Here is a 22,482-nt window from a genome sequence, read left to right on the forward strand (position 1 = left end):
GGAGCGTGTTGATCACATGGAAGTATTAAAAAATGATGTGGAAATTAATAGGCAGCACCTGGAGGCAGTTCAGGGGTCTAGATCAAATAAAAATGATGTAGAGATAAAAGGCGCGTTTAAACAATTTGGAGCGAATGTTGTCCTGAATGGCATTGACCTGGAGGTGAAACAAGGAGAGTTACTCACTCTTCTTGGGCCTTCCGGGTGCGGAAAGTCAACAACCTTGAACCTCATTGCAGGTTTCCTCGATGCAGATCGGGGCGAGGTTCATATTAAGGGCAATAATGTTACGAAGGTTCCGCCTTATAAGCGAGATTTAGGAATGGTTTTTCAAACTTATTCCCTTTTTCCTCATATGACAGTCTATGAAAATCTAAGTTTTGGCTTGAAACTGCGCAAGGTCGGTAAAGCTGAGCAAAAAAAGAAAATAAGTAAAGCGCTTGAATTAGTGAAAATGTCAGGATTGGAAAATCGTTATCCAAGGGAATTATCTGGAGGTCAGCGTCAGCGTGTTGCCATTTCCAGGGCACTTGTAGTGGAACCGGAGCTCCTTTTGCTTGACGAACCGCTTTCAAACCTTGATGCAAAGCTGCGCCATGAACTCAGGGCTGAGATAAAGCGCTTACAAAAGGAAATTGGCGTAACGACCATTTTTGTGACTCATGATCAAGAAGAAGCTCTTTCCATGTCTGATCGGGTCGTGGTCATGAATGCAGGGAAAATTGAACAAATCAGTACACCGACTGAGATTTACAATCATCCTAAGACAGAATTCGTCTTTCAATTCATCGGGAAATCGAATTGTTTTGAAGGGAATGTGTCTGCTGTGGATAAGCGGAAAGTTTCAGTCAAGATAGGGCCTGATATCACTCATGTCGATGCAAATAACATCATGGGAAATGATAGTGATTTGAAAACCGGTGATGAAGTGAAGCTTTATATTAGACCAGAAAAACTGCAAATTGTTTCTCTTGATGAAAAATCTACAGCTCCTTTGGATTTCCATCGTGCTAAGATCAGCCAAATTAACTATCTTGGTACCTCATGGGAAATCAATGTTCTATTACAGGGGAAAAGTATTCAAGTATTGACTTCCGCTTATGATTCATCATGGCAAAATGGAAGTGAGGTGTTGATTGGATGGAGCCCATCAGAAGTTATGCTAGTCAAGAAATAGAACAGGAAACGAATCCTATTGAGCCGCAAAAGCAACCTAAAATCAAGAAAAGGAAAGTCTGGATGCCAGGATTACTCCTTTTAACGCCGATTCTGCTTTTCATATTTGGTTTCTTTGTCATACCGATGTTATACATTTTATATTTAAGCTTCATATCCACAGATAATCTGGGAGGAGCGGAGGCAGTTTATAGCCTAAAAAACTATACACAATTATTTTCCGATAGCTATTACTTATCTTCTTTATGGCTGACAGTGAAGATCAGTTTATATTCGGTCTTGGTTGCTTTATTTCTTGGATATCCGGTAGCCTTGACGATGGCCAAAAGTTCAGCGCGGATCAGAGGGTATATCACTCTCTTGATCGTGTCACCGCTTTTGGTGAGTATAGTTGTCCGTAATTTTGGCTGGTACCTCCTGCTATTGCCTAACGGAACGATTAATCAAACCTTGATGGCCCTTGGCATAATAGATGCCCCATTGAAACTATTGTTTTCGGAAATCGGAGTTGTGATCGGGCTTTCCAATGCATATCTTCCTTTCATGATCTTATCCATCGTTGCGAGTCTTTATAATATCGATCCTTCTCTCGATAAGGCAGGAGCCATACTTGGGGCAAGCCCATTCAGAAGGTTCTTTTCGATTACATTGCCGCTAAGTATCCCGGGTATCGTCTCTGGCTGCATTCTCGTATTCAGTTTGTCAATGAGTGCTTATGTAACCCCTGCACTGATGGGGGGAGCCAATGTGCCCGTGATGCCTGTTGTCATCTATGATCAAATAAATAACCTGCTGCACTGGACTTTCGGATCTGCACTTTCTTATATTCTATTAGCAACCACTGTCATATCAGTAGCCGTCTTTACCAGAGCGTTTGAAAAAGGGAAATTCAAGGAGGTATTCCGATGATGAAAACGTTTGGCGGCCTGCGGATTGCCGTTGCCGTGTTGGCCATTATCTATATCTTGATACCGCTCATTGTCGTTATTCCCGCTTCTTTTACAAGTGCCAATTATCCAAGTTTTCCGGCTGAAGGCTTCTCACTTCAATGGTATGCCAAGATCTTGGAGCGTCCTGAATTTTTGGAAGCATTTTTGAACAGCGCTAGGTTCGCAGCATTAGCTGCTCTTTTCTCCGTCATATTCGGAACTTTGGGTGCCCTTGGCATCGCAAAGTATGATATACCGGGAAAATCGTATATTACGGCCCTTTTAACTTCACCATTAAGTGTGCCGCAATTAGTCTTAGGGATTGCCCTTTTAATGTACTTTACACCAATGATGCTTGCCGGTACGTCTACAGGATTTTTAATTGCCCATATCGTCATTTGCATACCATATGTTATGCGGCTCGTCTTAACCGGTTTAAGTGGATTTGATTATAATCTCGAACGGGCCGCTGCCATTCTAGGAGCGAATCCACTAACAGTATTCATGAAAGTGACTCTGCCGTTAATTGGATCCGCGGCCATCTCAGGGGGATTATTCGCATTCTTGACATCATTTGATAATGTAACGGTCTCTCTCTTTATGGTATCACCGGAAATGAGAACGCTGCCGATCGAGATTTTCTCGCAAATGCAGGATGCCTACAATCCAATCGTTGCATCCGTGTCAAGCGTGGTTATTTTCATATCAGTCCTTCTAATCGTAATACTTGAAAAAATCCAAGGTGTCGGGAAAGTTTTTGGAGGTTCCCATCATACAAACGGTTAAAAACGATATATAAGATGTAACAAACGATCATGCTTGCTAGGCTCTGATTTTTTTCGAAGAAAACTCAACTGTACGTTCCATTCAAATGTTCCAAACACCTTTTGGCAGCCAATAGCGGCGCCGTTAGGACAGGGACAGAAGGATTAACCTGCTTTGCAATATGTTCCATACTATATTGTGAAAGCAAAATCACTTCTGTCTTTCCATCCAATTGTTCCACCATCTTTTTAACCCGATCGTCATGTTCCTTACTTTTTCCTTGTGATAATAAATGGATGATTCCGGGATCCACCAATGACTCGATCATACAGTCCGGATTCTTATTTAATAAGTAATTTTGAAGGGCGATCGGCGTTTCTTTTACGGTTGAAACCAGGCCGATGCTAGTGTAGCGAAGTGCTTCATCAAGCATGGCCTCATCTGAACGAAATAACTTTACAGGATATAAAGGTTGTAAAATTGCAGTGATGTCATTAAAAGCAGAGCAAGTAAGTAGGACGCATGAAACGTCAGAACCATAGGCTATATTCACTAATGAACAAAAGCGGCGGATGATTTCCGGAGTTAACTTGCCGCTCTTTTCCATCAAGGGGAGAAGACCCGTGTCCATGAAATGAAGGAGTTCAATGTTCGGAGCAACTGTCCGAAAGGCCACTTCAATTGGTTTTAGTGCAGTTGTGGTTGCGTGAATCAATGCGATTTTCAAAAAAAAACCTCCTTTTTTCTTCATCATTATATCTAGCGGAATCATAAAATTCCATTATATTACATACAAATAGTTCTTTTCCAATTTACTATTAAGAAAGGAAGTGAGAAGCATGGAGAAAGAAGCCTTGGACGATCTTAGTCAGGTAATTCCAGGTGACAGAATGTTCCTTGATTTGGCAGAAAGGTATTGTTATAGCTATGACGCTTCTTTTGGGGAATATTTACCTGAAATCATTATACAGCCAAAAAATGCGGAGGAAATCAGTGAAGTGATTAAATTGGCTAATACTCACAAAATACCTGTTTACCCTAGAGGATCTGGAACTTCGCTAAGTGGCGGTCCTTTACCTGTTAAAGGGGGGATGGTTCTTGATATGACCCTTTTACGGGATAAATTGATCATTGATAGGGAAAATATGCTTGCCATTGTCTCTCCGGGTGTGATTACGGCAAATATCCATAAAAAGGCTGAAGAAGCCGGCTTGTTCTATCCGCCGGATCCAAGCAGCTCCAATGTTGCCACTATAGGCGGGAATCTTTTGGAAAACTCCAGCGGGCCAAAGGGATTGAAATACGGAACGACAAAAGAATATGTGATAGGCCTGGAGGTGGTCACCCCGACGGGAGAAATCATTCGTACTGGCGGAAAGACCGTGAAAAATGTAACAGGGTATGATTTGACCCGATTGATCGTGGGATCTGAAGGTACTCTGGGTATCGTTACAGAAGCAATCATCCGCTTAATACCAAAACCTCAATCTAAACAAACATTTGTCGCCCACTTCAGTAATTTGATAGACTCTGGCCATGCCATTACCAGCATTTTATCGTCAGGAATTCTACCATCTGCCCTGGAATTGATGGATAATGCTTGCATCCGTGCTGTAGAAAGCTATCGGCCATCAGGGTTGCCTCTTCAGGCAGAAGCCATTTTGATCATAGAAATAGATGGTCACCCATTGGCAATTGAGGAAGAAATCAATAAATGCGCCGATATATGCAGGGCGAAGGGGGCTTCCTACGTCAAGATAGCGGAGACAGAAGAAGAACGACAAACGATTTGGAGTGCGCGAAAATTGGTCTCCCCGGCCATTACACAAATGGGTCCTACAAAAATTTCTGAAGACGCGACCGTTCCACGCAGTCAAATACCGGCGATGATGGAGAGATTAAACAATATCCGGGAGAAATACGGGTTAAACTTGGTTGTATTCGGCCATGCAGGAGATGGCAATTTACATCCTAACATCATTACTGATAAACGAAATATTACGGAAATGAAAAAAGTGGAACTTGCCGTCAGTGAAATTTTTGAAGCAGCAATTGAACTAGGCGGAACGCTTTCCGGGGAACATGGAATCGGTACTTTAAAGGCACCATATATGAAAATGGAATTAGGAATAGCAGGGGTGAATATGATGAAAAAAATAAAAGAAGCATGGGATCCCAATAATATCCTGAATCCAGGTAAGATTTTTCCTGATAAAGGCCAGACAAGGGTCGTGTTGGTTACATGAATCTACCTGTCAAAGCGAACGAGACAAATGCAGCGCTCCAAAATTTATATTCTGATGCCTATGATTGGACAAACCAATGCGTAAAATGCGGTTACTGTTTACCAGCATGTCCTACATATGAATCAATGGGTGTAGAATCCGCCTCTCCACGCGGTCGAATCAATCTAGTGAAAATGGCAGCCGAAGGGAAAATAGATTTCCAAAAAGATTTAGCTGAACCGATCGACCTATGCTTAGGCTGTCGTGCTTGTGAAACAGCATGTCCTGTCGGTGTGCCATACGGACATATACTGGAAGCGGCAAAAGAAGCCGTTGAAAACTCCCCATCAGCAAACCAAAAAAATAAAGTGACCAAGATCAAAAAAATGGCATTGGTTCATCTTTTTCCATACCCAAAACGAATGAACAGGATTGGAAGTGCAGTACATCTCTATCAAAAAACAGGCTTATCCAAGCTTATCCGTTCAACAAATGTACTGCAAAAGGTTTCCCCTGCCCTTGCACATTTAGAACAAGCACTTCCAGCCATCGAGCCATCCTCCAAACGAATCCGGACAGGTACGATAATGCCGGCAAAAGGGGAAACGAAATTAAAGGTGGCATTTTTTACTGGGTGTATCATGGATTCCATGATGTCACGAATAAACCGTCTTACCATTGAGTTGCTCACCTTAGTAGGATGTGAGGTCATTCTCCCTGAAAATCAGAATTGCTGCGGTGCCCTGCATTCCCATCAAGGTGAAACAAAACAAGCGAAAGCATTGGCAAAGAGGAATATCCAGGCTTTCATGCAAACAGATGCTGATGTCATTGTAAATAACGCAGGAGGCTGCGGCGCCTCGCTTCTTGAATATGGACATCTATTGGCAGATGATCACGAATGGGCCGGGGTGGCAAGGGCTTTCTCGGAAAAATCAAAAGATATCAGTCAAATTCTTCATCAATTGGGGCCGCTTCCCTTTACTGAAGAATGGCAAGGCATCGTATCTTATCAAGATTCATGTCATTTACGCAATGTTCAAAAGGTCCAAAAGGAACCTCGTTTATTATTGCAATCCATACCAGGGGTTTCCTATGTGGAAATGGAAGGGTTTGACCGCTGCTGTGCATCTGGGGGAATTTACAATCTTCTCCACTTTGATGAATCCATGAAGATTCTTGATGAGAAAATGAAGAACCTAAAAGAAACGAAAGCAACAACCGTAGTGACGGTTAACCCTGGCTGCCAAATGCAAATGAGCATTGGCATCCGGAGGGAGGGAGCGGCGAACCAAATGAAAAGTATGCACCTTGTTGAAATACTTGCCAAGGCTTGCGGCTTGGATTGAAAGGATACTTAAACTTCATAGTAGGGACATTACTCGTCAGTATTTTCTTCTCTTATGAGAAAATACTGACGTTTTTATGTTAGAAACTTGATTATTCTCCATTGATGATGTAAGGCGGAAAAAGTCTTTGCAGATCAATAATGCAGCTCCATATATACGGATGGAAGATTTTAAGGCAGCTTTTCCCTTTAAAACTATCGGTGCAGGTTAGTATATAGTATGTTAGCTGGACGTTACATACATATAAAAAAACCGTTCAATTTTCTGAACGGATAAAATCAAATAAGATGCGTTAGTAAATGAAATTAAATTCCTGTTTTTATGCCAAAACCTATTAAAATTAAGCCTGTTGATTTTTGGAATGCTTTCTGGAATTTGGAGTTGTTCATCCATTTTTTTGCATAATCAATTAGATAAACAAGAAATAGAAACCACAATACAGCGAGTAAGGTTAAGATGAAGGCTAATATAATCAATTGCTGGTTTACATTTCCATTCAAATTGATAAATTGCGGCATGATTGTAATATAAACTAAAACGGTCTTTGGATTAAGAATATTATTAAGTAATGCTTGCATAAAGGAATCTTTATTATGCCGATTTGAATGCTTTGCTGGTGTATTTGCTTGTGCTTGAATTTCTTTTAAAGAAAAAGCGCTTTTAGCAAAAAAACTTTTTATCCCTAAATAAATTAAGTAGGCGGCTCCCAAATATTTGATTGCACTGAAAAGAATCACAGACTTTGCAATCACAACAGATAGTCCAAGAATTGCAATAAGCGTCCAAAAAGAAAGTCCCGTTGCCATTCCGAGAACCGTATACCGTCCCGCTTTTGTGCCATGGCTAAGCGTGTTTTTCACTAAGAGCATAGTATCTGCTCCTGGTATAATAACCATCATTGCAACAATTGATATGTATGTAAGTAAGCTATCCATACTATTTCTCCTTTACTCTTTATTAGTTGCTACTCAAGTAACTACTTATGTAAGTATATTAGATGAAAATGGAAAACGTCAACAGATTTTGTTAAAATATTAGTTACAAAGGTAGCGACTAAGGTTGTGTTGGAGGGATTATGAAAGAAAACATTTTAGAAACATTAAAAAATCTAAATTTTACCGAATATGAAGCGAAAGCATATCTTACCTTATTGGAAGAATCGCCATTAACAGGCTATGCAGTAGCAAAAAACTCTGGTGTACCACGTTCAAGAATATATGAAATTCTGGACAGTCTCGCAATACGAGGAGATATTCTGGTTAGTCCTGGAAACACACCACAATATACGCCTGTACCTGCAAAGGAGCTAATAAAAAACCGTCGGATAAAAGCAGAAGAGAATTTTGAACGGGCAGAAAAATCATTAGCGGAGTTTGAACGTTCTGCAAATGACCGTGAAAATATATGGAATATCATGGGACGCAATGAAATACTCGATAAGGTAAAAGCTTGTATATTATCTGCTAAAAAAAGAATACTCTTAGAGATTTGGGAAGACGAATTCGAAGAATTAGAGTATGAATTAAGACAGGCAGCAAATAAAGGGGTCAATGTAACAATAATTGCTTATGGGGAAATCGTCTGTGATTTTGCTAATGTTTACCTCCATTATATGGGTTATGCAATTACGGAAGAGTATGGCGGACGATGGCTTGTTATCAGTGGAGATGATTCAGAAGTAGTAGCAGGCATTGTCTCGCTTGGTAAAGATAGCCGTGCAGCATGGACCATGCATGTAGGTTTAGTGATGCCCATTACAGAAGTCATGATCCATGATTTGTATCTGATGGAAATCATGGAGAAGCATAGAGGACTATTAGAAGAAAGTTTTGGTGAAAACCTCGCCAATTTACGAAAAAAATTTTCTATCCATCCAGATTATAAAAAACATTACGTGGACTAGATTTGTGCTGTTATTGTCTGCATACTTCATAGTCAACTATAGTGGCATGAATCCAGACAGGATTTATGCCTTTTACTGTTGAAGCTACTTATTTAGCTATAGGTACAGGTAAGTTGTAGAAGCAAAGCATCGCACCCCCGGCACCCGACTGATTGAGGATACAACAGATGATTAAGAAATTTAACTATATTAAAATATGGAAAAGGGTATAATAAGAAATGTAATAAACCATTCCTGGTAATGGGATTATCGTAATAACGGATTAACATTTTTGATATCCGGATTACTAAGACAGAAGGAGAAATGATTCATTTGAATAACAATGAAACAAAGGGTATCGAGTTACCTGCCAACTATGAGGAATTAAAAAAATCTGCCAATCGCAAATCTAATTGGAGAGAACGTTTAGATGCGATCGAAGAATTAGGTCAGTCAAAAAATAAACAAGTAATCGACATTCTCACACATATCATGAGTAATGATTCTGTATATAAAGTTCAAGAGGCCGCCTACCGTCAATTGAAAAGTTTAGGTGAAAATGTTCAATTGCCAGCAAGGAAAAAAGGCGAGTTGGTTAAAGGTTTGACCAAAATCTTAGTCAGGATCAAGAAGAGTTTACCAGAAAATCACACATATACTGAATTCAAAGAGAAACTGCAGAAGATGAGAATGGATATATATGATACCTATGAGGGTGAAAAAGGAGCAGACTTTGATAAATGGCTTGAAAATACATGGTCTGCTTTATCGAAAAGATAAAATTTATTCAAAAGGAAAACAAATAAGATTGGATGCAGGAGCAAAATTTTTGCTCCTTTTTGTTTACCAATTAAATAGGAATACATTTATATCCCTCCCCTTAATATTTGTTATTTAAAAATTGTACAAGACGCAGTCGATGTCTAATCCTGCTAAATTTTCTTTTGGTTTTAAAAAGGATAACTCTTTTTCAAATCTTCTTATGTAAAGAAATCACGTATTTCCCACCGTTATCTTCAATACTCCACCATACTTTCCATCATGTCTTTTACCTTCTGTTCTCATTAACTTGAATTTTATAGTTTGATTAAGAATCGTTATTAAATTTGTATCTTGTTAAGTGCGAGAAAATGGGGGAACAAGGTGAAAATCTAATGAATATCTTATTAATAAATGAGAAAGGGATGTTAGGGTTGGGAATCTTCAACTAGTGTAAATAAACAACGGGAGGAATAATATTGAAGGTTTCAATTATTACCTGTACGATGAGAGAAGAATTTATGAATAATGTATTTGAGAATTATGAAAGACAATTATATGATGACAAAGAATTAATAATTGTTTTAACAAAGAGTAGTATGGATATAAAAAAGTGGCTGGAAAAGGCGAATAACTATGATAATGTAAGAGTTTTTCAATTGAATGGAGGATGCAAATTAGGTGATTGTTTAAATTTTGCAGTTGAAAAATCAGTACATGACTACTTTGCAAAATTTGATGATGATGATTTTTATGGACCATTATATTTAAAAAACTCAATGGATGGTTTTAGGCATCCAAACGTATCTATTGTAGGCAAGAATTCCTTTTATATGTACATCAAAAGTCAAAATGCCTTAATTTTAATAAATGATGTACAACAAGCATATACAAATTGGGTGGCTGGTGCTACACTTGTTGTAAAAAAGGAAGTATTTAATAAGGTAAGATTTAGGTCTTTAAATTTATCGGAAGATGCTTATTTCATACAAGACTGTAATGACAATGGATTAATATTTTACGCAATAGATAGTTCTGATTTTGTTGCTATAAGGAGACATCCTAGTGAACACACATGGGATATTAGTGATGAAAGGCTAATGAATTGGGGTAAATTAGTAGAATTTACAGATGATTATGTACCTATTGTTTCTTCCCATCCAAAGGACTGATCACTTTCTTAACTTTCGTAATATCAGAAGTAAAAAAAAAGAAATATTTAACACATGGAATCAGTTGTATGAAGGAAAATTGTAAAAATTCATGAAGACCAAGCTTTCTTGCTTTGTTTTTTGTTTTTTATATTGGAATGAGTTTAGTTATTCATTTAAAAACTTTAAAGTTCAATACAGTACTTGTCTTTGGTACAAACAAATTTAACTATAGTCTACAAACCTTTATATTACAAGGTTTATGGTATTTGTAAAATTGGTGGCAAAACCAATCATATTTCCACCAATTACATCTGTTTAATCATACTAAAAAAATAATAATTTATATCAATGATTTCAAACTATATCTGTTACAATCTAATTGACTTTCCTTTCTTGACAGGGAAGGGGTCGTGGGTAAGACTATTGTGTCATTTTCCTAATTAGAACATAAGGTGATATTACCCATTTAAGTATTTCCTCCTTAAAATAAAAGGAGATGTTTCTTGTATGTCTTGTTGTGAATCAAGTTCTGATGACCATATTGGATTTGGTGGAGGTTTCGCCTTTATAGTCGTTTTGTTTATACTCTTAATCATTGTTGGAGCTAGCTGTTTCGGTGGCGGTTACGATTGCTGTCCTGCCCCCGTTCAAGGATATGGCGGTTTCTGCTAGAAATAGTATGAAAAAAGCTGACCTTTATTGGTCGGCTTCTTTAAATTTGTAATCAACTACAAGCGACCAAATTGGCGCGATGCTTGTTGAACTAACGCACCCGTACCTTAAGTACATTACTTCACAAATTGGTATCCAGAGGTATCCCTTTAATACGCTCCAGCATGCAAAAAACAAAGTCTCAGACCTGGAAAAAAAAGACTTTGTTTTAGTTAATATTATTTATTTATTGAATCAATTAATATATTCAATGCCTCGTTAATTGGAGTTACAGGACGTTGGAGTAAAGTCTCTAAATGATTACTTTCTACTTCTAAAACCCCATCCCGAACACCGGCCTTTGTTGCTGTTAACATAGGGATCATTACTTCTGGTATTCCAACATTCTTTAAGAAAGTTGCATAACCCGAATAATCAACCTGCTTTACTAATACTTCTTTCCCGATTGCTTTACCAATTTCAGCAGCTAAGTCATCATAAGTTATCGGTTTACCTGACAATTCGTATACCATGTTCTTATGACCTGCTCCTTTTAATACTGCTGCAGCCGCATCAGCATAGTCGTTACGAAGAGCAAAACCCATTTTCCCTTCGCCTGCGTTCGTTACGATTGGTGCGCCTGCTAGACACGCTTTAATTGTATTTAATTCGGTCTCCAAGTCTAAGTTAATCAGTCAAAGTAATTAGTCAAAGTAATTAGTCAAAGTAATTAGTCAAAGTAATTAGTCAAAGTAATTAGTCAAGTGGTTAGAGAAACGGATAGAAAATCACTTGGCAAGTTTAATTTAACAAAGAATAATTTTTGAGATAAAAGAGTTATTTTAAACTTTACCTAATAAAACATGCCCTTTTCCACCCATCGGGTGACCCATTAAACAGAGTATCCTAAAGTCACTTAAAAAAATAAAGCTAAAACCAATAAAAAATTCATTGTTATTTTAATAAATTGTGAGCCCCTTCGATGGCCTTTATTTAAAGGACTTAAATGCAGTTACTCTAATAAATTATTAGCTTTCAAAACATTAAGGTTGATATTTATTCACAAAAGAGCCGTTTTTTGTCTATATAACGAATATAAGATTCCTAATTAGTTATGATTCCCTCACCTTTTTGACCTTATGAATTTCCTTCTTCTCTTGGTAAATCTAATGATGGACTGAAAGTGCATGTCCTGGCGTTCTTAATTATCAAAAATATCTTTAAATTCGATTACATTTTCAGTGGAATAGAATCGTCATATTTAAATTCATTTCGCCGTACCTGTTGCTTCTCTAGATTCACTTTTCATTATTTGTACAATCAATAGTTGAGCCAAGATTTAGTTGTTTATGCGAAAAATTCGCACCAAAAACATGACTCCAAACTATACTGTTATGAATAAAAAAGTTTATTTTTAGGGGTGCATTTTAGATGGTTCAATTTAGCTTCGTCTTACTATGTTATAACAATTGGAGTATGACGAAACAAGCAATTACTTCCTTAATAGAATCCCTTGATTCTGTTCATCGATCAAAAGGTATTGAGCTTATTATTGTCGATAATGGGTCAACAGATGAAACACCAAAAGGCATTGAAGAAATAAAAGAAGAGTATGAAAATAACAATTTAATCAAGATTGAAAATGTAAGATTAGAGAAAAATATGGGGTATACACCTGGAATCAATGCAGGGCTCTCGAAATGTCAGGGAAAAATCATAGCTGTTTTAAACAATGATCTCGCTTTTCCACCAAACTGGCTAAATGGATTAGTTGAAGCACTAGAGAGCGATGAAAAAATTGGATTGGTTGCACCATATCTATCCTTAAGTTCTGGAATTCAAAATGTCAATAAAACCTTTACTTCCTTCGATGAAATGAAAATTTTTGCAGCTCATTTTATGGATCAAGAAACAAACATTACTTTTACTCATCGAGTCATTGGGGCTTGTATGGTTTTTAAACAAGAGGTCATTGAGTTAACTGGTGGTAATGATATTTGGTTTGGATTAGGCCAATTCGATGATGATGACTGGTGCATTCGGACACTTCTTGCAGGATATAAAATCGCTGTTGTAGGGAAATCGTTTGTCCATCATATTTGTACGGTCACTTATAGACAACAGTATGGCATTATGCAAGAGTCATATTATGTTAACGAGGCTAAAATGCGAAATAAATGGGGACTGCAACCCATACAGACAATTTTAGATTATGTTCCATATTCAAAAGAAAAACATTATTTCCCTTCAAAAATAGAAGAATTTAATCAGTTACCCTCCCCGTCTATTCATAAAAGAAGCGGATGTCGCCAGTTTTTATTGGTAGCAGATTGGACACATGGATTCTCAAAATGGAAAGATAAGCTATTCCATTCTCTTCAAAATTTGAGTGGGGAGGATGAAATTCACCTTTGGATACCCAATCTATACTATAGAGGATTTGATGCTTTAAAGGAAATCAAAGATCTAGATGCTATTTCCTTATCTAAAGTAAAGATTAACCACGATACCATCTCTCCTAGTGACACTTTAATTTTTCTGAAGTCATTTGATGCCATTTATTCAGTAGATGAAGATTATATAAATAAGTACTTTGTATCGATAGCTGAACGCCTCTCGATCCCCGCATATTGAAGTCAACCGTGTTAGGGCTCCCGGCCTTGGTAAACTCAGAATAGGACCTTATCTTTGTCATGCAGATAAGGCATGCGTTAGTGAGGAAATTGTAAACAGCTCAGTAATGGAACAGGAGGGGTATTATTAAAATCGTCATTTTAGCCGGAGGGTTTGGCACCAGAATAAGTGAAGAGACACACTTAAAACCAAAACCGATGATAGAAATTGGTGATAAACCCATTTTATGGCATATTATGCAACTGTACTTCAGTCATGGCTTTAACGACTTTATTATCTGTTTAGGATATAAAAGTAATGTGATTAAAGAATATTTTTCTAACTACTTCCTATATAATTCCGATGTAACCTTTGATTTCAATAAAGAGAATACATGTTTATTTCACCGTAGCGCCGCTGAAAATTGGAAGGTCACCTTAGTTGATACAGGTTTAAATACCTTGACGGGTGGTCGAATCAAGAGAGTACAGAAGTATGTTGGGGATGAGCCTTTTATGTTGACGTATGGAGATGGAGTTAGCGATGTTAATATAAAAGAATTAGTCGAATTTCACCGCTCCCACGGAAAGCTTGCTACTGTAACATCAACACAGCCGCAGGGGAGGTTTGGAGTTTTGTCCTTATCCCCTGATCAAAGAGTAGAGAAGTTTCAGGAGAAGATACAAGGGGATGGCGGCTGGATAAATGCTGGATTTTTTGTATTTCAACCAGAAGTATTTAACTACCTGAATAACGGTGACCAAACGGTATTTGAGAAGGATCCATTAGAGAACCTTGCAAAGGATAGGCAATTAATGGCGTTTAAGCATACTGGTTTTTGGCATCCAATGGATACTATACGGGATCAGAGATATTTACAGGAAATATGGGATTCGGATAAAGTTCCATGGAAAACCTGGGATAAAAAAGAATAATGAAAGTATGTTCTTATTAAATTCCTATAGAGGTGGAGGAATTATGAAGATATTAATTACGGGTTCTACAGGCTTTTTAGGAAGTCACTTAACTAAAGCCCTCGTACAAGAAGGGCATGAAGTAATCATTTTAAAAAGAACCTTTTCGAATACTTGGAGGATTTCAGAGGTCTTATCGCAAGTTAATACTTTCAATATCGATCAATGCTCCTTAGATCTGCCTTTTTTAGAATATGGACCAATCGATGTGGTCATACACACTGCAACTAAGTATGACCGTAAAGGGGAAAAAGCCTCAGAACTACTCGCTTCAAATGTTTCCTTCCCTTTGGAATTACTGGAAACAGCCATTTCCTTTCAAACAAAAACGTTTATAAACACAGATTCATTTATTAATAAGAACAACATAGGATATAAGCATTTAGCAGGTTATGCACTAACAAAAAAACAGTTTCTAGAATGGGGAAAGGGATATAGTACAGCAGAGAAAATTCGCTTTATTAATATAAGGTTAGAACATATATATGGATCATTTGACGACGAGAGTAAGTTCTCTTCATATATTATGAAAAGTTGTTTAAATAATATTCCCGAATTACTTCTTACTCCAGGAAACCAAAAGAGGGACTTTATACATGTTAATGATGTGGTTTCCGCTTATTCTCTATTAGTGAATCTACCCACGGTGGATTGTCCATGGTTTAAGGAATACCAATTAGGGACTGGCGAAACTGTAACTGTTCGAGATTTTGTGGAACTTATTCATCGAAAAACTCAATCCAAAACTACACTGAGATTTGATTCGCTACCACACAGAGAAAATGAAATAATGGAATCGAAAGCTAACATTGAAGAAATCAGGAAATTAGGGTGGGAAAGTAAGGTGGACTTAGGAACAGGGATTGAATTAATGCACGCGGATGAAAGAAATATAACTAATTCATAATCTTTTAAATTATGAATATAATCCTTGTGATATAAAAATCTAGATTAAGGTGGATATAAATGGAGAAAGCTAAAAAACATACAATTTATCATACGGATCTTCAATGTATATTCGATCATCTTGAACAGCCCGAAAAAGATAAACTTAAAGATTCAACCATTTTGATAACCGGCTGTGCTGGTTTTTTGGGCTATTATTTCATGTCCTTTTTATCTGAATACTCAGACCGGTTAGGTATAAAAAAAATCATTGGAATTGACAATTTTAAACTAGGAAAACCAGAATGGATAACGGGATTAAGCAAATCAAATCATAAGATTGAACTTTACACTTTCGATATTACACAATTTTCTTTATTCGAGAACGAGAAAATTAAAGACATAGATTTTATTATCCACATGGCTTCCATTGCCTCTCCAACCTACTATAGAAAATACCCTCTTGAAACCATTGATGCAAATGTATTAGGACTAAGAGCTTTACTTGATTTTTATAAGAATAAAGACATTAAAGGATGTTTGTTCTTCTCCAGCAGCGAGGTTTATGGTGATCCATTTCCAGATTATATTCCAACTAATGAGGATTACAGAGGAAATGTGGCTATGATAGGACCTCGCGCTTGCTATGATGAGGCAAAAAGATTTGGAGAGACACTGTGTTATGTATATGCAGAAAATTTTCATATGCCGATTTCTATTGTAAGACCATTTAACAATTATGGACCTGGAATGAGGCTTAATGATAAACGGGTACCGGCTGATTTTGCGAAAGCAATTGTTGAAAATAAGAAGTTGATCATGTATTCCGATGGTAATCCAACTCGAACATTTTGTTATGTGACGGATGCAATCACTGGATATTTAAAGGCATTATTATATGAACCTTTTGACTATTTTAATATCGGAATTGACAAACCCGAAATTTCGATAAAAGAATTAGCTGAAATTTATAAAGATATAGGTTCAACTATGTATGATTTTAATCAGTCCATAGAATTTAGAGAATCGGATGAACAAAGCTATTTAACACATAATCCATCAAGAAGATGCCCTGATATATCAAAGGCCAGAAAACTTTTGAATTATTCTCCTTCTATTTCTATCGTTGAAGGTGTGCATCGCTTTCTAACCTTTTTGAAAGAAGGAGGAGAAATTCATTGATTACCGTGATCGGGCTTGGTTTTGTTGGATTGACAACAGCTCTAGGGTTAAGTGATAAAGGGTACCATGTTTATGGCTACGATATTGATCAAAAGAAAAAAGAGCAGTTAAGAAAAGGACATATTCCTTTTTATGAGCCTTATCTTGAAGAGAAACTAAATCAGCACTTAAACAAAATTTTTACAATTGTTGATGATTTACAGGAAGCTGTAAACAATAGTGAAATTATCTTTATTTGTGTAGGGACTCCGAGTAAAACAGATGGGAGTGCATATTTAGGTTATATTTTAGATGCCATTAAAGGTGTAGCTGCCTATATAAATAAGCCGGATTTTAAAGTATTAGTGCTAAAATCCACTATTCCCCCATCAACAACGAGCGATGAGATTAAACCGTTTATTGAAGAGTTGGGTTTTAAGGTTGGCCGTGATATTGGCTTAACCAATAATCCTGAATTTTTAAGAGAAGGGTATGCCTGGGAAGATTTTATGAATCCTGATCGAATCGTTATCGGTCAGGAAGAAGATAATAGCGGACACATAGTCGAAAAAATTTATCAATCGTTTAATGCTCCAATTTATCGGGTTACTCTAAATACTGCCGAGTATATTAAGTATTTATCTAACACCTTGCTGGCCACTCTCATTAGTTACGCAAATGAACAGTCATTAATTGCTAGGTCTATAGGAGATATAGATATCAAAAAATCTTTTCAAGTTTTGCATCTTGATAAAAGATGGTTTGGCACTCCAGCGAATATGACCTCCTATGTTTACCCAGGGTGTGGATTTGGGGGCTATTGTCTTCCTAAAGATACGATGGCCTTGATTAGTCAGTCGCAAAAAAATTCCTACTCGCCAGAAATTTTAAAAAGCACCTTAACAGTAAATGAAACCATTAAAGAATTTGTTGTGAGTGATGTAGTGGGAAAAGCAGGGAGGAATGAGAATATAGGAATTCTTGGTTTAGCATTCAAACCAAATTCAAATGACATAAGGGATACACCCGCAAAAACCATCATTGAAGGCTTGATACAAAAGGGATGGAACAATATTATCGCTTATGACCCGATGGCAATGGAAGAGTTTAAAGAGTCATATGGTCTTCCCATTGAATATTCTCCTAACCTAAACTCACTTCTTTCGAGAGTGAATCATGTTGTTATTTTAACTGCGTGGAATGAGTTTCTAAAATGCGAAGAGGCAATTAGAGAAAAAAATGTTTTTGACTACCGATATATATATAGTTAGTTAACTTCTATTGGGTTCAGAATCTCCTATTGTAAACAGTCTAGAGAAGGTGATGCACTGTTTATTTTGGTGGTTTTTTTTTATGGGGAAGAACATCAGAAATTTTTACTATTGCTTTTACACGAAGGCGGCAATTGAATTCATTTTACATAGTTGTATGGAAAAATTTAATAGGAAGAGAATTAAGAGTTATTATTCACGTGAATAGGTGGATTAATTACTATAATCCTGAGGTATTATAAAAAAAACGTGGCAAATCAAGACAAACACATGCAAGTTTATTACTTAAGTATTAGTATAGAGTATTTCCCCCCTGGTTTGGATATCGGCTTTGGGACAGCCCATCAAGGTCCGAAAATCCGAATAACAAAAGGGGGAAAAGGTGGCTATTTAATTATAAGATTTCAAAAAAATCTATCATGTTTTGTCATTTTTATGAGCCTCATCTTCCCCCTCTTTCACCTTCAATATGGATTCAAGATATTTCTTAAATTCAGCTACAACCGTTACAGGTGTAGTTGAAATTAATGCTCCTACTGTGTAGCACTAAAGAACCCAGATATGGATGTGACTGATCCGTCACGAGGAACCACAAACGCGAAGTCAAGAATGCCAACGACACCTAGAGTTATTGTTGCTCCTCCAATACCAACCTTCAAAAGGACTTCCGAAGCCAATAAGAGCTCCAGTATCAAGCACTCCACCTAAAACACTAGTAAGTTCAACAGGAGCGCCTGATGCGAATGGGATCATAGCACCTCCACCACCTGTTGCGCCAGTCGCGCCCGTGGCTCCAGTGCCGGCCAGTCGCGCCAATATCGCAAGTGGCTCCAGTGCCGCCAGACTAGAAGAAATTATGACAACATTTAGAGATCTTTCAAAAGCATTTTATGACAAAAAGCCAGGCGGAATAAAAATAAAAAGTAATGATGGGGATAATACAATTAGATTTGATATTCTTGCTAAGATACAAGATGATTCTTCAGATGGGGTAAATGAAGTTAAAATCTTTTGTGATATGACCATTTTACTAATGAAACAAAATCATAAATGTGATTTTTTATTTCATGATAGTCGATTGTTCAGTAACATGGATCCAAGGCAACGTTATACTTTATTTAAATTGGCCAACGACAAAGTTTCTAATAATGGTTTGCAGTATATTGCGTCTATCAATGAAGATACATTACTAACTTTTAAGGGTTTAATGACGCCGGAAGAATATTATGGAATAATAGAAAAGAATACAAGACTCACCCTTACTGATGAATCTGATAAAATTCTTGCTGAGTGTTTGAAAGGAAAAATACAGAGACCTTTGTTTATCACATGGAAAGTGATGAAGATCAAGAATGGGGAATTGGAACAGGTTGTAACGGAACTATATATATATTACTGGAGTTTGTGGACTATAAATTAAAAGAAAATCTTTCATATGTCTTGGCTTCCATTTAAGAAGCTAAGGTAATCGTCCATCAAATTGAGTTCGATAATGATTGGAACTTATTGGGGTATTCTTTCCGGCCAGATGATGAGAATAATAATGAACGCAAAGATAATGATGTTAGTTTTATTTATATGCAAAAGATTATACCTAAACCGCGTTTTATCATTTTTGAAGCTGGATGTGATGTATATCCAGTTGTCACTATGGCTACCTCAATAGGGTTTTTAGTTACTGTTTGCGATTGGAGGCCCGAGCTTTGTAACGAAAATAATATACCCGACGCAGTTAGCCATATTATAGGATTCCCAACTAAAATTATGGAACAATTATCTTTTAAAAAAGATGATTATGTTATCATCATGACTCATAACTTTCAGAGAGATAAAGAAATACTTTCACTTTCACTAATGATGAATCAGTCATTATCCTATATAGGCATTTTAGGTTCCCAAAAACGTACAGCCAGTTTATTTGACACGAAAACCCCTAATAATATACACTCACCTATCGGTTTATCAATTGGAGCTAAGGGCCCTTTCGAGATTGCAGTTAGCATTATAGCCGAATTAATTCAGCATAAAAGAATGAAGGGACACCCCGAATGAAAGTAACAGGGGTATACCTGGCCGATGGAAATAGTTATCGAATGGGTATAAATAAATTAGCATTGCCATTAGGAAATAAAGAAATGGGAAGATGGGGATTAGAAAAAGCGGTTCTATCTGAACTTAACGATATTATCATTATTTCAAATCATTTAAACCACCTAGATTTATCAGGTTTTTGTTCTGAAAAAATAATTACGGTCGAAATTAAAGAACCTGAAGCAGGTCAATCCCATTCACTCCAAACAGGTATACGATCAGCAAACAACATACATTCGGACGCCGTAGTAATTTTACTTGCTGATCAGCCCTTTATAACAACAAATATGATAAACAAACTCATCGAAATATACAAAAGAAACCCTAATTACTCCTTTGTTGCCTCTAGTTTTTATGGTTGTATACGACCTCCCATACTTATTGACAAAGATCTCTTTTCCGACATTCACCTTTTACGAGGAGACCGAGGCGCAAGACAGATTCTAATGGCGAAGAGAGAACATCGAAAAGATGCCTGGGAAAAGGTGACAGGGCAGGCGATTTACACAGGAGACCGCGAAGAAGTAAAAATTCTCCATGTTAAAAAGGTAATTAGTCCTTATGCACATGCCCTTATTAAAAATATTAATCTAACCATAGCTGAAAAAGTTCCAGGCGTTCGTGCAATCATAACAGGTGGCAATTTACCACTAACAGGAGAAGAAGTCAGGGATCGGTACCCCATAGCTCTAGATAAAGTCCGCTATCATGGAGAAGTAGTAGCACTTGTTGTTGCTGATACAATGAAACAAGCAAAAATTGCAGCTGACAATATTCAAGTTATCTATGAACCTTTAGCCGTTGTCAATTCACCAACGGAAGCCTTTAATCCCAATTCCCCTCTCTACTCCACCCAGATATAGATACCTATAAAAATTTCCCAAGCCAGGCACAAATATAGCAAATCGAACCAAAATCAGAAAAGGTGACAGAAAAACAGGTTGGCAAGAGAGCGAAATCATTATTGAGGAAAAGTTTTCTTTTTCCCCCTCCGACCATGCAGCCATGGAAACAAGATGTTCTTTAGCGGAAATTCACTCAGATGATAAGATCATTATCACTTCTTCTTCTCAAGCTCCCTTCATGATCACACGTTTGATAAGTGATTACTTTGATGTTGAAATTGGAAACGTCATAGTAAATACTCCACTTGTTGGAGGGGCATTCGGTGGTAAAGCCTCGGTCCAACTTGAACTATTAGCTTATAAAGGTTTTAATCATTTCAGAGGTGAGGCCTTTTTGTAGCTTTACCTTTTTTTGTTGTGCTGTTTGATGTTATATAGGGTAGAGATGGAAGCGAATAAATTTCGGACAAAGAATTGAAGGAGTCCATATCCACATCTTTGATAAATCCATGATAAATCCATTTTTGAATAAACTTTGGATAAAAATCTAAAAACACAAGCATTAAATAGCAAACTAACATAGAAATGAGAGAGGGAATTTGATAGTAATTCCATTTAAACTCTCTATATAGTTATTTTATCCATAGTCTATTCTAAAGAAATCCCCATTCTAGCCAGGAACTATGACCTGGCTTTATGCTAATAAGGTTTCAAAATACTTTATTCAGGAGGTAGATAAAAGTGGAAAAGAAAAAAATGATAATAAATGGAAAGATGGTATCTTATATAGAGAAAGGCAATGTTAATGATCCCCCAGTTCTTTTATTGCACGGGGTACCTGAGTCCAGCCTTTTGTGGAAGGAAATGATTCCATGCATTGTGTCTTGTGGATTTAGAACCATCGCACCGGATCTCCCTGGATTCGGCCAAAGTGAACAGTTTGATGAATCCTCAACATGGGAAAGATATGAACAGTTTGTATCAGATTTTACAAGAGAACTAAAACTAGATAAATTCCACCTTATTGTACATGACTGGGGCGGACTTATTGGACTGAAATGGGCATGTGATCATCCAGAGAGAATACTAAGTCTCTTTGTTTCAAATACAACCATATCAGTAGATTATAAGTGGCACTCACTTGCTCAGATTTGGAGAACACCAAATGCCGGAGAGAAAATAATGAAGCGCATGTCAGATGATCCCCAAGCTCAAACTGAATTGATGAAAACGATTCCGAACATAGTTGAAGAAATTCTGGAAGACTTCTTTCGTGTCTTTAGAACTCCCGAATCTTGTAAAGTCATCTTAGATCTATACCGATCAGGAAATATAAAAAAGGTAAAATCGTACAATCAAAAACTAAATCAGATCAAAATACCTGTCACAATAATTTGGGGAGAGATGGATCCTTATATACCTTTTAAATTTGCCTACAAGCTCCAGAAAGAAGGTTTCCCGCATGCACAGGTTCACATTATTAAAAATGCCGGGCATTTTATCCAAATCGAAGTGCCTGATAAAGTGAATTCTTATATCCAACAGCATTTTAAAAACGTGTAAACCTTTTATAAGATATATAGAAGGGGAGAAGCGGATTAAACATCAGCATTCCCCTTTTCGAACATAATGTTAACAATACTTTATTGATAATCTTATTGTATTATTAAAAAGAGTACCTATAAAATAGAGAAATAGAAAGCCCTAAAGCAGTGAGTCTTTGGACTAAATGCTGCAAGTAGTTGAGTATGA

Annotated in this window: 22 protein-coding genes and 1 pseudogene; 19 read left to right on the forward strand and 4 right to left on the reverse strand. The window is 37.0% G+C overall.

Features of this window, described 5'->3' with window-relative positions:
* Positions 1-16: 16 nt before the first annotated feature.
* From V3595_RS05580 to V3595_RS05590, 3 genes are read left to right on the forward strand one after another with little or no spacing between them, the layout of a single operon-like run.
* Positions 17-1,177, forward strand: a complete 1,161-nt coding sequence (locus V3595_RS05580; protein WP_485905869.1) for an ABC transporter ATP-binding protein — start codon at positions 17-19, stop codon at positions 1,175-1,177.
* Positions 1,141-2,085, forward strand: a complete 945-nt coding sequence (locus V3595_RS05585) for an ABC transporter permease (protein WP_485905870.1) — start codon at positions 1,141-1,143, stop codon at positions 2,083-2,085. The genes V3595_RS05580 and V3595_RS05585 overlap by 37 nt, the downstream gene beginning before the upstream one ends.
* Positions 2,085-2,891: an ABC transporter permease gene (locus V3595_RS05590; RefSeq protein WP_402905648.1), complete on the forward strand. Its 807-nt coding sequence runs from the start codon at positions 2,085-2,087 to the stop codon at positions 2,889-2,891. Before V3595_RS05585 ends, V3595_RS05590 begins: the two co-directional genes overlap by 1 nt.
* Before the next feature lie 64 nt (positions 2,892-2,955).
* Here the strand turns inward: V3595_RS05590 and V3595_RS05595 are convergent, their stop codons facing one another.
* The gene (locus tag V3595_RS05595) at positions 2,956-3,597 is read right to left on the reverse strand and encodes a hypothetical protein (RefSeq protein WP_485905872.1); all 642 of its coding nucleotides are present in this window, start codon (positions 3,595-3,597) and stop codon (positions 2,956-2,958) included.
* A 112-nt stretch (positions 3,598-3,709) separates the two neighbouring features.
* Here V3595_RS05595 and V3595_RS05600 point away from each other — a divergent pair, with 112 nt between their 5' ends.
* Together V3595_RS05600 and V3595_RS05605 are read left to right on the forward strand one after the other, a co-directional pair.
* A complete protein-coding gene (locus tag V3595_RS05600; RefSeq protein ID WP_485905874.1) occupies positions 3,710-5,116 on the forward strand; it encodes an FAD-binding oxidoreductase in 1,407 nt (468 codons plus the stop codon).
* Positions 5,113-6,444, forward strand: a complete 1,332-nt coding sequence (locus V3595_RS05605) for a (Fe-S)-binding protein (protein ID WP_485905875.1) — start codon at positions 5,113-5,115, stop codon at positions 6,442-6,444. The genes V3595_RS05600 and V3595_RS05605 overlap by 4 nt, the downstream gene beginning before the upstream one ends.
* A gap of 305 nt (positions 6,445-6,749) precedes the next feature.
* On the opposite strand, the gene V3595_RS05610 is transcribed toward V3595_RS05605, so the two are convergent.
* The gene (locus tag V3595_RS05610) at positions 6,750-7,379 is read right to left on the reverse strand and encodes a homoserine/threonine efflux transporter (protein WP_214747739.1); all 630 of its coding nucleotides are present in this window, start codon (positions 7,377-7,379) and stop codon (positions 6,750-6,752) included.
* Positions 7,380-7,519: 140 nt separating this feature from the next.
* Here V3595_RS05610 and V3595_RS05615 point away from each other — a divergent pair, with 140 nt between their 5' ends.
* From V3595_RS05615 to V3595_RS05630, 4 genes are all read left to right on the forward strand, one after another.
* Positions 7,520-8,347: a TrmB family transcriptional regulator gene (locus V3595_RS05615; protein ID WP_137023266.1), complete on the forward strand. Its 828-nt coding sequence runs from the start codon at positions 7,520-7,522 to the stop codon at positions 8,345-8,347.
* A gap of 303 nt (positions 8,348-8,650) precedes the next feature.
* Entirely contained in the window at positions 8,651-9,106 is a 456-nt protein-coding gene (locus V3595_RS05620) for a HEAT repeat domain-containing protein (protein ID WP_137016812.1), read from the forward strand.
* Between the two features lie 458 nt (positions 9,107-9,564).
* Positions 9,565-10,257, forward strand: coding sequence for a glycosyltransferase family 2 protein (locus V3595_RS05625; protein WP_485905877.1), 693 nt, complete (start codon positions 9,565-9,567; stop codon positions 10,255-10,257).
* Between the two features lie 489 nt (positions 10,258-10,746).
* Complete coding sequence (locus V3595_RS05630; protein WP_485905878.1) at positions 10,747-10,911, forward strand: YjcZ family sporulation protein; 165 nt, start codon at positions 10,747-10,749, stop codon at positions 10,909-10,911.
* 218 nt (positions 10,912-11,129) lie between these two features.
* On the opposite strand, the gene V3595_RS05635 is transcribed toward V3595_RS05630, so the two are convergent.
* A complete protein-coding gene (locus V3595_RS05635; RefSeq protein WP_485905879.1) occupies positions 11,130-11,495 on the reverse strand; it encodes a Rossmann-fold NAD(P)-binding domain-containing protein in 366 nt (121 codons plus the stop codon).
* Positions 11,496-12,321: 826 nt separating this feature from the next.
* Here V3595_RS05635 and V3595_RS05640 point away from each other — a divergent pair.
* From V3595_RS05640 to V3595_RS05660, 5 genes are all read left to right on the forward strand, one after another.
* The gene (locus V3595_RS05640) at positions 12,322-13,524 is read left to right on the forward strand and encodes a glycosyltransferase (RefSeq protein WP_485905880.1); all 1,203 of its coding nucleotides are present in this window, start codon (positions 12,322-12,324) and stop codon (positions 13,522-13,524) included.
* A 125-nt stretch (positions 13,525-13,649) separates the two neighbouring features.
* Complete coding sequence (gene rfbF / locus V3595_RS05645) at positions 13,650-14,438, forward strand: glucose-1-phosphate cytidylyltransferase (protein ID WP_485906751.1); 789 nt, start codon at positions 13,650-13,652, stop codon at positions 14,436-14,438.
* Positions 14,439-14,481: 43 nt separating this feature from the next.
* Positions 14,482-15,384, forward strand: a complete 903-nt coding sequence (locus tag V3595_RS05650; RefSeq protein WP_485905881.1) for an NAD-dependent epimerase/dehydratase family protein — start codon at positions 14,482-14,484, stop codon at positions 15,382-15,384.
* A 59-nt stretch (positions 15,385-15,443) separates the two neighbouring features.
* Positions 15,444-16,544, forward strand: coding sequence for an NAD-dependent epimerase/dehydratase family protein (locus tag V3595_RS05655; protein ID WP_485905882.1), 1,101 nt, complete (start codon positions 15,444-15,446; stop codon positions 16,542-16,544).
* A 5-nt stretch (positions 16,545-16,549) separates the two neighbouring features.
* The gene (locus tag V3595_RS05660; protein ID WP_485906753.1) at positions 16,550-17,794 is read left to right on the forward strand and encodes a UDP-glucose dehydrogenase family protein; all 1,245 of its coding nucleotides are present in this window, start codon (positions 16,550-16,552) and stop codon (positions 17,792-17,794) included.
* 539 nt (positions 17,795-18,333) lie between these two features.
* Here the strand turns inward: V3595_RS05660 and V3595_RS05665 are convergent.
* A pseudogene (locus V3595_RS05665) lies at positions 18,334-18,638 on the reverse strand (collagen-like repeat preface domain-containing protein); the annotation flags it as partial.
* A gap of 12 nt (positions 18,639-18,650) precedes the next feature.
* On the opposite strand from V3595_RS05665, the gene V3595_RS05670 reads away from it, so the two are divergent.
* The 5 genes from V3595_RS05670 (at position 18,651) to V3595_RS05690 (ending at position 22,293) form a co-directional block, all read left to right on the forward strand.
* Positions 18,651-19,214, forward strand: coding sequence for a DUF2326 domain-containing protein (locus V3595_RS05670; protein ID WP_485905883.1), 564 nt, complete (start codon positions 18,651-18,653; stop codon positions 19,212-19,214).
* An 86-nt stretch (positions 19,215-19,300) separates the two neighbouring features.
* Entirely contained in the window at positions 19,301-19,846 is a 546-nt protein-coding gene (locus V3595_RS05675; RefSeq protein WP_485905884.1) for an XdhC family protein, read from the forward strand.
* Positions 19,843-20,748 carry a nucleotidyltransferase family protein gene (locus tag V3595_RS05680; protein WP_485905885.1) on the forward strand — a complete coding sequence of 302 codons (906 nt, stop codon included), beginning with the start codon at positions 19,843-19,845 and terminating at the stop codon, positions 20,746-20,748. The genes V3595_RS05675 and V3595_RS05680 overlap by 4 nt, the downstream gene beginning before the upstream one ends.
* Before the next feature lie 52 nt (positions 20,749-20,800).
* Positions 20,801-21,130: a molybdopterin cofactor-binding domain-containing protein gene (locus V3595_RS05685; protein ID WP_485906755.1), complete on the forward strand. Its 330-nt coding sequence runs from the start codon at positions 20,801-20,803 to the stop codon at positions 21,128-21,130.
* 341 nt (positions 21,131-21,471) lie between these two features.
* On the forward strand, positions 21,472-22,293 hold the full coding sequence (locus V3595_RS05690; RefSeq protein ID WP_485905886.1) for an alpha/beta fold hydrolase: 822 nt from the start codon (positions 21,472-21,474) through the stop codon (positions 22,291-22,293).
* The last annotated feature ends 189 nt before the right edge of the window (positions 22,294-22,482 follow it).

Origin of the sequence: Bacillus sp. CFBP9009 (assembly GCF_036541465.1) — a bacterium.
Lineage (GTDB): Bacteria > Bacillota > Bacilli > Bacillales > DSM-1321 > Peribacillus.

Excerpts from the sequence above, each read along its gene's own strand:
- V3595_RS05655 (WP_485905882.1), top strand. The coding sequence starts at position 15,444 with ATGGAGAAAGCTAAAAAACATACAATTTATCATACGGATCTTCAATGT.
- V3595_RS05650 (WP_485905881.1), top strand. The coding sequence starts at position 14,482 with ATGAAGATATTAATTACGGGTTCTACAGGCTTTTTAGGAAGTCACTTA.
- V3595_RS05635 (WP_485905879.1), bottom strand. The coding sequence starts at position 11,495 with ATGGGTTTTGCTCTTCGTAACGACTATGCTGATGCGGCTGCAGCAGTA.
- V3595_RS05630 (WP_485905878.1), top strand. The coding sequence starts at position 10,747 with ATGTCTTGTTGTGAATCAAGTTCTGATGACCATATTGGATTTGGTGGA.
- V3595_RS05610 (WP_214747739.1), bottom strand. The coding sequence starts at position 7,379 with ATGGATAGCTTACTTACATACATATCAATTGTTGCAATGATGGTTATT.
- V3595_RS05680 (WP_485905885.1), top strand. The coding sequence starts at position 19,843 with ATGAAAGTAACAGGGGTATACCTGGCCGATGGAAATAGTTATCGAATG.
- V3595_RS05605 (WP_485905875.1), top strand. The coding sequence starts at position 5,113 with ATGAATCTACCTGTCAAAGCGAACGAGACAAATGCAGCGCTCCAAAAT.
- V3595_RS05600 (WP_485905874.1), top strand. The coding sequence starts at position 3,710 with ATGGAGAAAGAAGCCTTGGACGATCTTAGTCAGGTAATTCCAGGTGAC.
- V3595_RS05580 (WP_485905869.1), top strand. The coding sequence starts at position 17 with ATGGAAGTATTAAAAAATGATGTGGAAATTAATAGGCAGCACCTGGAG.
- V3595_RS05615 (WP_137023266.1), top strand. The coding sequence starts at position 7,520 with ATGAAAGAAAACATTTTAGAAACATTAAAAAATCTAAATTTTACCGAA.
- V3595_RS05640 (WP_485905880.1), top strand. The coding sequence starts at position 12,322 with ATGGTTCAATTTAGCTTCGTCTTACTATGTTATAACAATTGGAGTATG.
- V3595_RS05590 (WP_402905648.1), top strand. The coding sequence starts at position 2,085 with ATGAAAACGTTTGGCGGCCTGCGGATTGCCGTTGCCGTGTTGGCCATT.
- V3595_RS05670 (WP_485905883.1), top strand. The coding sequence starts at position 18,651 with ATGACAACATTTAGAGATCTTTCAAAAGCATTTTATGACAAAAAGCCA.
- V3595_RS05585 (WP_485905870.1), top strand. The coding sequence starts at position 1,141 with ATGGAGCCCATCAGAAGTTATGCTAGTCAAGAAATAGAACAGGAAACG.
- V3595_RS05620 (WP_137016812.1), top strand. The coding sequence starts at position 8,651 with ATGATTCATTTGAATAACAATGAAACAAAGGGTATCGAGTTACCTGCC.